Raw genomic sequence first — 9,452 nt, forward strand, 5'->3', positions numbered from 1 at the left:
TCTTTCCTAATAAATTATACTTCAAAACGCCAATAAATAAAGAGAAATATTATTCTTCATTCGTATGGGCAGATCATCTGGGATGAAGAATCATTATAAGGCTGACCTGCTACCAGGATGAAAATATGAATAAACACAAAACCAAAAAGTAAAAATTACACTTTAAATACGGTCATCTTCAAATTCATCAGGATTGTCATGGGACTATAAGATACCTTACTTTGGCAAATTCCGATTTGTAAACCAGCTTTCTGGTTTGACCTCAAAATCCAGAGTGCCTAGAACCTTCCCGTTGCTATCTGGACACCAATTGAGACAAAGACCACAAGAGTGTCAACTATGAATCCAAGTATCATAGGCTTGAATCCGATATTCCTGATATCCTTGAAGCTTGTCTTAAGGCCTATTGCAGACAATGCCATAACCATGCAGAATTTAGAGGTTCTTGAAAGGGTATTCACTAATGCACCGGGGATTATTCCCGTGCTGCGAACTGCTACTGCTACAAGAAAGAGTATTATGAAGTACGGGAATATCTTTCTTAAGTTTACTGATATGCGTCCATTGCCACCCGCTGACCTTGCTTCAAGCCTTTCTGTAATAAACGAGAATATCAGTACGTATGGGATAATGAACAGTGTTCTGGTGAGCTTGACAATGACTGCGGTATTTCCTGCAAATTCAGAAAAGGCGTATCCTGCAGCTACAACTGAAGATGTATCATTGACCGCCGTACCTACCCATAGGCCATATCCCACGCTTGACATACCAAGAGCAATTCCAATCCACGGAATGACTACAACAGTAAGGACATCGAAGATGAATGTCGACGATATCGCATATGCAACATCCTCATCCTTTGCCCTGATAACCGGACCAACCGCAGCCACAGCAGAACCTCCACAAATTGCCGTACTTACGGACAGCAGATTTGTAAGCTTCCAGTTGGTTCCAAACAATTTACCGATAAGGTTTCCTGCACCGAATGCAGTAGCCATGGTAAAGATCATCACAAATAAGGAGTATTTCCCCACACTCAACACTTCAGAAAAATTCAGGTTTACCCCCATAAGCACGATACCTATGCGAAGGATAAACTTCCCTGCATAGCTTATTCCAGCATCGAATTGCTTGTATCCGCTTGATAATGGATTCAGAACCATACCAACAAGAAGAGCCATTACTGTGGCTCCAATGATATCACCCGGAAACAGACTGCTTAAAAGCATTGCAATGACTGCAACGCAGGCACTGAGCAGCAAGCCAGGCGCTATTTCGTTCAATTTTCCAGACATGACATACCTCCAAAGATAATTAGAAATCCACTTGAATATATCATCATATAAACATAAAATGAAATTATCTTATTTTATGTTTATATAAATTCTGCTTATGAGAGGTTTTATATGCTGGATAACAGGCTGCAGACATTTCTTACACTATGCGAAACATGCAATTATACGAAGACTGCACAAAAGCTGAACATGACACAGCCGGCAGTCTCACAGCAAATACAGTTCCTGGAGAATCACTATCAGGTCGTACTGATCTCAGGAAAGGGAAAGAATTTTTCCCTCACAGATGAAGGGAGAGCTTTGCAGGAATATGCAAGGACCCTCTCTGCCAATTCTGAACGTATCCTGCCCCTCTTGCACCGGATCAGGGATCACGCTAAACCTTTGATTTTTGGAGCTACCCTGACAATCGGTGAATACACGGTTCCCCCTATTCTGAACAGATTGTTCAGGGAGGACCCCAAAATCAACATCTCCATGTTTGTTGAAAATACTCAAATCCTTCAAAAAATGCTTTGGGATGGGAAAATAGACTTCGCCTTGCTGGAAGGTCATTTTAACCACAGTCAATTCGAGTACAGGGAAATATCCAATGAAACATTTGTCGGTGTCTGTTCTCCAGATAACAGAATCGCAGCCACTGCAACCCATCTGGAGGAACTGCTTGACCATAACCTTATCCTTAGGGAGCCAGGCAGCGGAACACGGGATATCTTTGAAAATGCATTATATAATAAAAATCTCAGCATTGATGATTTCAGCAGGAAAATTGAAATCGGGAATATGAACGCCATCAAGAAATTGTGCCATCAGAATGTCGGTATCACATTCATGTACCGGGAAGCGATAAAAAAAGAGGTATCACAAGGATACCTTAAGGAAATACCATTACAGAATTTTAAAGTTGACCATCCATTCAATTTTGTCTACTTGAAAAATTGTCCCGACAAAACTCAAATTGAGTATTGGTTTCACAGGATATCTGATTTGAGAAACACCTGATCCTTCTCCCGAAGCAGTATTGAGAGAGGGAAATTTGCTGCCATTGCCCGCACACAGGCTATGCCGCCTCCATCCTTTCTCCGTCCCTGACCTTCCTAAAGAATACCATGCCAAGAACAAAGAGAAGTATGAGGCTCAGTATCCCGTATCTTGACTCACCAGTGATCGTGGATACTATAGCCATGAGAAGAGGCCCGAATATGGACGATACCCTTCCGAAAATGTTGTATATCGAAAAGTATTCAGCTGACTTCTCCTTCGGGATTATCTTACCAAAGAATGACCTTGAGAGTGCCTGGATTCCACCCTGGGCACTTGCCACGAGCATAGCGAGTATCCAGAAATCAAATTCAGTCTTAAGGAAGAATCCATATATGGAAATTATAGTGTACGTGACTATTCCTGCCATTATCATGTTCCTTGCACCGAATTTCTTGGATAGGGCTCCATAAATCAGGGCGAATGGAAATGCGACGAGCTGTATCGCAATCAGTATTACCATCAGCCTGTCTGAATCCAGTCCCACATCAATACCGTAGGCGGTTGCCATGGTTATTACCGTGTGTACACCGTCAATATAGAAAAAATAAGCAAGAAGGAATAAGAATACGTTCCTGTTCTTCAGGGTTTCATTCAGTGTGTCCTTGAGCCTCTTGAAGCTCTCACTTATCTGTCCCGGCTTTCCTTCTATGTAGTAGATCTGCTTCACATTCTTAAGCATCGGTATTGTGAATATCAGCCACCATACGGCAGTTATTATGAAAGCTAGCTGGGTGGCAAGCACGGTCGATATTCCAACTTTGTCAGCGCTTAGGATGAGACCGATTGAAATTACAAATGGTATGGTTCCGCCAAGATAACCGTAGGCAAAGCCTTTTGAAGATATCATGTCCATCTTCGAGTCATCAGTGACATCAGTAAGGAACGAATCATAGAATATGCTGGATCCGTTGAAGGCTACTGCTGTAACCACATAAATGGCGAGGGCCAGGAACCATTGTCCTTCACCTGCGGCTGCGAGAAGTGCTGATGAGCCAATGGCGGTAAGGGTGAATATTGAAAATAATGTCTTCTTGAATCCCTTGAAGTCCGCTATGGTTCCGAGAAGCGGTGCCATGATTGAAATGATGAGAGTCGCCAGTGAATTTGCGTACCCCCAGTAAGCGGTAGACATGCTGTCAGTCATGTTGACAGCTGCAACGCTCTTGAAGTATACCGGTAGTATTGCCGTCGTGATAGTTATTGAATATGCCGAGTTTCCCACATCCTGTAGTATCCAGCTCCGTTCCTGCTTAGTCATATAACCCTCCTGAAATCCCTTAATTCATTTCTTCAAGTATACAATGCACCAATAGAGTAATGATACAGGAAGTATCGTCAAATTCATGTAAACAAGGGGACCTATTTCGAAGTCCCCTTGAACGTCCTATTCCTTGCCATCCCTTTTTTCAAGATACCTTTCCTTTACCAGCGAGAATGTCAGATGGTCCCTCCACTCTCCAGATATATACAGGTACTTCTCATTAAGTCCGACCTTCCTGAAGCCATTGTTTTCGAGTGTCTTCTGGGACCTCAGGTTCTCAGGCAATGTCGATGCTTCAAGCCTGTGGAGACCCAGCTCCGCGAATGCGTAGTCGATGACAGTTGACAATGCATCCTGCATGTACCCTTTGCCTTCCGTATCCTTCCCAAGCCCGTAGCCTACGATCGCGCTTCTGAAGCTGCCATATGTTATGCCTGAAATCTGGATCTTACCGATAAGCGAGCCTTTCAGGAAAATACCGAAGTTGATGGCGCTTCCGGCAAGATATGCGCGATAGGAATCCTCAAGCGCCTTCTTCTGGCCCCTTATCGTATAGAACTCATCCTCCCGTCTTGGCTCGAACGGACTTAGGAATTCCTTATTCCTTGTGTAGTATCTGAGGAAAGCCTCAGCATCCTCAGGGGTTGCAAGCCTGAGGTCGACACTTTTCCCTTCCAGTGCCAGAAGCTTGTAGTCTGTCACACTCCTGAACCTGGTCGCATCCGTACCGAAAAGGAACTCGCTTGCGATTATGGAGTCCTGGTAAGAGTTGTTGACTAGTATGCCTTCAAGCGTGAAGCCGCTTGAAGTGAATGGTGATGTCATAGTCTCGCTCGAGGTTATGATGTTCAGCTTGAACACCTCGCCTCCCCAGATCAGGGACTTGGCGATAGCCTGGACAGCAGCCTTCATGAGGTCTGCATCATGGTTCTTGTAGAATCTCAGCCTTATCATCGCACTCTTCGTACCGGGATCCTTCTCTATTACAGTATATCTCCCTATGGTAATGGAATCATTGTCCCTGAGGATATGGTCCCTTCCGTCTCCGCCCTTGGTCTGTTCGATGGTTACCTTCATGCTTCCCATAGCTTAACCCCTTCCGTCATTTCAGAATCACTTTGGTCCTCGAGCCTATGAACGCTGTGGCAGCAAGTGCCGCCACAAGGCATGCAGGTATGAGGAATATTGACAATCCAGGACCTATCGCATCGGTAAGCATGCCCATGACCTGGTTCATTCCGTTTAAAACAATATTTATTATCGTTATGACATACCCCATTGCATGGGCGGTGCTGTCAGGAAATACTGCTCCCACCTTCGAGATCAGCGAAGGGTAAACGATCGAGTAAAAAAGTCCTGCAATGCTGACAACTATGAGGAACCGTTCACCAAGCAGAAGCCCTGACAGCATCAATGCCAATGATATAATGAGAGTTCCTGCGACAGCCTTGAATGTCCCTATCCTCTGGACTACGAATCCTCCCAGAAGCCTTCCTGCTGAGAACAGCAGGAAGAAGAATCCTACATACCGGGCTCCTGTGCTCTCCGGATATCTGTAGATCGCCTTCAGGTAATTTGTGAGCCACAGCGAGACGCCGAATTCTGAAAAGGCGTAGAATCCAAGCGCAAGGCCGAATGCGATGACAAGAGGGTCCCTCATTAGCCTTCTTCCGGATACCTGCATCTCCTCCTTTGCCCGAGGTATCTCAGGTATGACTGCGAACCTTGAAAGGAAGGCGAGAAGAAAATATGCCGCGGATACCCCAAGGTATATCGTTCTCCAACCGATTCCCATTGACAGGAGGGTTCCTGTAAGGTTCTGGGCTATTGTCGAACCAACTCCGTACATGGCATGAAGAATGTTCATTATCACTGTCTGGATGGAAAAGAACATGAATGGGATTATAGTGTTTGCTGATACGTTGTAAAGCGCTATTCCCATGGATATGGGCACAAGCCCCAGGGCAAAAAGAAAAAAGCTCCTTGACCAGGTCTGAAGCAGTATTCCGGCGAGTACAAATGCGAGGCTTACAGTGAAGGAGCCCTTCTGTCCAAGCTTTCCAATTATAGGTCCTCCAAACAGGGATACAAAAAGACTTGATGCGGCTCCCACGGTTATAGCTGTAGAAATAAGGGTATTGGATACCCCGAACTCATCCTTGAACATGGGTATGAATATGCCTCTTGTGTTTTCAATGAACGGTGCAAGGAGCATAATTGCAAATATGAGGAATACACCTATTCCGTTGTGCTTCTTATTCATAATATTTTCCCTTCCATACTCCACACAGCCCTCTGCGGCTGCCACCTCAATTATAGTTTATTTTGACCTGGGCAGGCAAACAGTATCCGACCTGCAGGCAATAGCGATAAAGTTGCTCTTATTCACTGCATCTGCAAAACCTTCCTCATATGGGTTATAATTGAGTAAGTAAAAAATCGAGGTGCGATATGAACAAGAATATGACTGACAAGCTGGGCTTCTTCTTCATGGGTCTTATAGGAAGATTCAATGAAAACAGCTCCATATATGTGGGTACGGAAGTAATCTTCACTGCCGGGCTCAAAAAATTCAAAGGCAATGCCATTCCTGACGGGGATGGGGTAGCCTATAACTACAACGGAGTGACAAGGAAAATGTCCTTCCCAGACATGCTCAAGGATATCCAGGCTGAAGCCCTTAAGTATGATGCGGCCAATATCATCTACGAGGAAAGGGGGACAAGGCTCGTCATTACAGCGGATGGCAAGAATGTCAACATGGCTACCGAGGTGCTGAAGGACAGGGAAATCAAAGCAGGAGAGACATCGACCCTCCTTAACAGGGATTACCTTGTGAAGTCAACCGAAGCACAGGCTCTCCTGAAGGCAATCGGGATAATGTCAAAGGATGGTAAGATAAAGAACAACAGGATCAGGAAGTACAACCAGATCGACCACTACGTGGAGCTTCTGGCACCTGAGCTTTCTTCGCTTAAGAGAGAGGGTACGGTAACAATACTTGACGCAGGCTGCGGTAAGTCATACCTTTCGTTTGTTCTGAACTATTACCTTACAGAGGTGAAGAGGATGAAGTGCCACTTCATCGGCATAGACCTATCCCCTGCTGTAATTGAAGCCTCGAAGAAGATCCAATCTGAGCTGGGCTACAGGAACATGGAATTCCACGCAATGGACATCAAGGATTTCAGGGACGGAAGGAAGGTCGATGTAGTGCTGTCACTTCACGCCTGCGATACTGCTACCGACATGGCCCTTGCATTCGGGGCATCAAGGGATGCCGAATACATCGTAGCAGTGCCCTGCTGCCACAAGGAGATGCTCTCAACCTACAGATACGAACCCTTCAAGGGGATCATGAAGCACGGCATACTCAAGGCAAGGCTTGCTGACACACTTACAGACGGACTGCGCGGACTCATGCTTGAGGCTGAGGGCTACGAGGTGTCAATAGTAGAATACATATCCCCGCTGGAGACCCCGAAGAACCTGATGATCAGGGCAAGAAGGACAGGCAGGAAGAATGCCGAATCAGCGATGGAAGCCGACAGCCTAATAAGGGCCTTCGGAATCTATCCCTCCTTCAGGATATACCTCGACGAATATAAATACGGTGATATTTAGATATAAGGAGCCATTATGCTTTTTTACGCACTAGCAATGACCTCAACAATGATAGCCGTCGTGTTCCTGTCCGTGCTTCACGTCGCTTCAGGCGAAAGCTACAGGCTGAACCGTTTCTTCAGCAGGGAAAGCACAGGACTCAGGCTGTTCAACAAATTTTCACTCATGTACCTGCTCCCGTTCATTTTCATCCCATTCATCAGGATAAGGTCCTTCATGCTGCTTTCCATACTTTTCCATGTGATCATGGTTGCACTCATGGAAGACGTGCTTTATATGCGAGGACTCTGGAAGAAGAGGACAGATGTCCATTTTCTTGTGATGCTTGTTTTCAATCTTGTCATAGCTATCGGACTATACCTGTTCTATACCGGTTTTTTGACTGACATACTTGACCTTCCCTTTCCAGTATAAGATTGCATTCGAGGTGAACTATGAGAATCAGGGAATCCTATGGTGAAATATCTGAGATAACAATAAAGAAAGCAAGAAGATTCCTTGATGAAAAGGCTGTCGGAAGGCTTACGGTGAGGGACGGTATCCTGACTTCAACGGTTAGGGACGGTGAGCTTTATCATCAGACGATCCCGGTAGGTGATGGCGCCAAACCCTCCTGCACCTGCGGATCCCATCTGCTCTGCGCCCATCTGGTGGCTGTCCTTGAAGCAGGGGAGGATATCCTGAATTCTTCTGAAAGCAACGGGACAAAGTCTCCAAGGGCTTCAGCCCTTGATGACAGGACAGCGCTGAAGTCCATACTTGATGATGCGGACAAGGAATCGCTGGTGGAATTCATCCTGTCACTAAGGAGCATCTACAAGGATATTCCGGTACTTGTCAGAAAGACCTTCCATGACCCTTCTGAGGACAAAGTCCTCGAGTCACAGAAGGCATCGCTCCTTGAGGCTTACTTCAGCTATATGGGAGAAAAGACCAGTGAAAGCTTCGAGAAGCTTGTGAGCGAGCTCCGGAGCATGCATGAAGGCGCCAGAAGGCATATAGCTTCAAGGGAATACCTCTCAGCGGCAATATCCTATCTGTCAATTTATGACGTTTCGATAAGGGATACAAAAGGTATCGACCACCTCCTCATGTCAGAGAACTACAAGAAAATATGCCAGGAAGCGCTTCTGCCCCTATCGGAAAAGAAATATGCAGCCCCTGAAGGCGGCCTTGTGTTCAGGCATCTTCGCAGGATATGCGAAGACAACCGGAATGCACAGGAGCTTCTCGTGCTTCTCAGGCTGATGAAGAAATTCATAGCAACTGAAAGGGACTTTGACAGCTATTACAGGTCCCTTGTCATCTGTTCCGAAAAGAAGGATAACAATCCGGCAGTGGGGTACGGCTTCCTTTACCTCGAGTATGAGCTCCTCATGATGATCGGCAGAGTGGATGAAGCTGAGGAACTAAAAAAAGAGAATCCTGATGTCCCCGATTTCAGGTATATGGAGGTCGCTTCACTTGTCTCAAAAGGGCATCTTCCTGAAGCCCTGAGGCTGGCTGAAGAGGGTGTCCAGAAAGCCAGAGGGGACTGGACTGAGCTTATCAGGTGGCTGTACCTTGCATCCAATGTAAACAAGCAGCTGCAGAACAAGGAAAGGTTCATTGAGCTCTCCATAAGGCTAATCGCCCTCGGTGAATTCAACGGGTATGCCCAGCTAAAAAGGTCCCTGAGCCCGGAAGACTGGCCGGTGGTCTACAAAAGGCTTACCGGGGATACGGATGTGCGAAAAAACACAAAGGGAATATACAAGAGGATACTAATAGAAGAAGGTGACATGTACGGGCTCCTTGGCTTCGTAAGGGAATTCCCGGATTTCATATCCGACCACTTCGACCGGCTTAATGCACGCTATCCCGCTGAGGCAGCGGAGATCCTCGCTTCCCATTTAGTCTCAAGAGGCCGCAAGCTTACCACCAGGCGCAGCCAGGAGGAAATCCTAAGGCTGCTTGAAAAGCTGTATGAGTCGGGGCACTCAGAGGAGGCTGACAATGCTTCGTCAGCCATTGCATCAATGCACAGGAACATGAAGGGCCTGCTGACAGAGCTTTCGATGCTCAGGGGGCGCTTTACAACCTCCCTTTACAAGCCGGAATAGTATACTGATACAGCACGTTAAGGATCACCTTCAATCAGGCAGCACCCTCGGCAAATCCCTTTCCGGATTGAAGAAAGTGATGTTTTCGGAAGGTCTAAGAGAATAAAGAATCGGGTAGGACCCCGC

8 protein-coding genes are annotated in these 9,452 nt (G+C 46.1%); 4 read left to right on the top strand and 4 right to left on the bottom strand.

Annotated features, from left to right (window positions below):
* Positions 1-278: 278 nt before the first annotated feature.
* Positions 279-1,295 (bottom strand): YeiH family protein, encoded by a 1,017-nt coding sequence (locus tag T472_RS07690; protein WP_023384281.1) that lies wholly within the window; start codon positions 1,293-1,295, stop codon positions 279-281.
* 111 nt (positions 1,296-1,406) lie between these two features.
* Here T472_RS07690 and T472_RS07695 point away from each other — a divergent pair, with 111 nt between their 5' ends.
* Positions 1,407-2,297: a LysR family transcriptional regulator gene (locus T472_RS07695; RefSeq protein WP_023384283.1), complete on the top strand. Its 891-nt coding sequence runs from the start codon at positions 1,407-1,409 to the stop codon at positions 2,295-2,297.
* Positions 2,298-2,355: 58 nt separating this feature from the next.
* Here the strand turns inward: T472_RS07695 and T472_RS07700 are convergent, their stop codons facing one another.
* The 3 genes from T472_RS07700 to T472_RS07710 form a co-directional block, all read right to left on the bottom strand.
* Positions 2,356-3,597, bottom strand: a complete 1,242-nt coding sequence (locus T472_RS07700) for an MFS transporter (RefSeq protein ID WP_023384285.1) — start codon at positions 3,595-3,597, stop codon at positions 2,356-2,358.
* A gap of 126 nt (positions 3,598-3,723) precedes the next feature.
* Entirely contained in the window at positions 3,724-4,686 is a 963-nt protein-coding gene (locus tag T472_RS07705; protein WP_023384288.1) for a GNAT family N-acetyltransferase, read from the bottom strand.
* A 16-nt stretch (positions 4,687-4,702) separates the two neighbouring features.
* Positions 4,703-5,863, bottom strand: coding sequence for an MFS transporter (locus tag T472_RS07710; RefSeq protein WP_040907077.1), 1,161 nt, complete (start codon positions 5,861-5,863; stop codon positions 4,703-4,705).
* Positions 5,864-6,051: 188 nt separating this feature from the next.
* Between T472_RS07710 and T472_RS07715 the strand changes: the two genes are divergently transcribed.
* The 3 genes from T472_RS07715 to T472_RS07725 are packed head-to-tail and all read left to right on the top strand — an operon-like array spanning position 6,052 to position 9,326.
* The gene (locus T472_RS07715; protein ID WP_023384292.1) at positions 6,052-7,224 is read left to right on the top strand and encodes a class I SAM-dependent methyltransferase; all 1,173 of its coding nucleotides are present in this window, start codon (positions 6,052-6,054) and stop codon (positions 7,222-7,224) included.
* 15 nt (positions 7,225-7,239) lie between these two features.
* The gene (locus T472_RS07720; protein WP_023384295.1) at positions 7,240-7,638 is read left to right on the top strand and encodes a hypothetical protein; all 399 of its coding nucleotides are present in this window, start codon (positions 7,240-7,242) and stop codon (positions 7,636-7,638) included.
* Between the two features lie 20 nt (positions 7,639-7,658).
* Positions 7,659-9,326, top strand: a complete 1,668-nt coding sequence (locus tag T472_RS07725) for an SWIM zinc finger family protein (RefSeq protein ID WP_023384297.1) — start codon at positions 7,659-7,661, stop codon at positions 9,324-9,326.
* Positions 9,327-9,452: the final 126 nt, after the last annotated feature.

This window comes from Youngiibacter fragilis 232.1, assembly GCF_000495435.3.
Taxonomy (GTDB): Bacteria; Bacillota; Clostridia; order Clostridiales; family Clostridiaceae; genus Youngiibacter; species Youngiibacter fragilis.

What these genes read in the sequence shown, in the direction of transcription:
- T472_RS07695 (WP_023384283.1), top strand. Translation starts at nt 1,407, where the DNA reads ATGCTGGATAACAGGCTGCAGACATTTCTTACACTATGCGAAACATGC.
- T472_RS07710 (WP_040907077.1), bottom strand. Translation starts at nt 5,863, where the DNA reads ATGAATAAGAAGCACAACGGAATAGGTGTATTCCTCATATTTGCAATT.
- T472_RS07700 (WP_023384285.1), bottom strand. Translation starts at nt 3,597, where the DNA reads ATGACTAAGCAGGAACGGAGCTGGATACTACAGGATGTGGGAAACTCG.
- T472_RS07690 (WP_023384281.1), bottom strand. Translation starts at nt 1,295, where the DNA reads ATGTCTGGAAAATTGAACGAAATAGCGCCTGGCTTGCTGCTCAGTGCC.
- T472_RS07715 (WP_023384292.1), top strand. Translation starts at nt 6,052, where the DNA reads ATGAACAAGAATATGACTGACAAGCTGGGCTTCTTCTTCATGGGTCTT.
- T472_RS07720 (WP_023384295.1), top strand. Translation starts at nt 7,240, where the DNA reads ATGCTTTTTTACGCACTAGCAATGACCTCAACAATGATAGCCGTCGTG.
- T472_RS07725 (WP_023384297.1), top strand. Translation starts at nt 7,659, where the DNA reads ATGAGAATCAGGGAATCCTATGGTGAAATATCTGAGATAACAATAAAG.
- T472_RS07705 (WP_023384288.1), bottom strand. Translation starts at nt 4,686, where the DNA reads ATGGGAAGCATGAAGGTAACCATCGAACAGACCAAGGGCGGAGACGGA.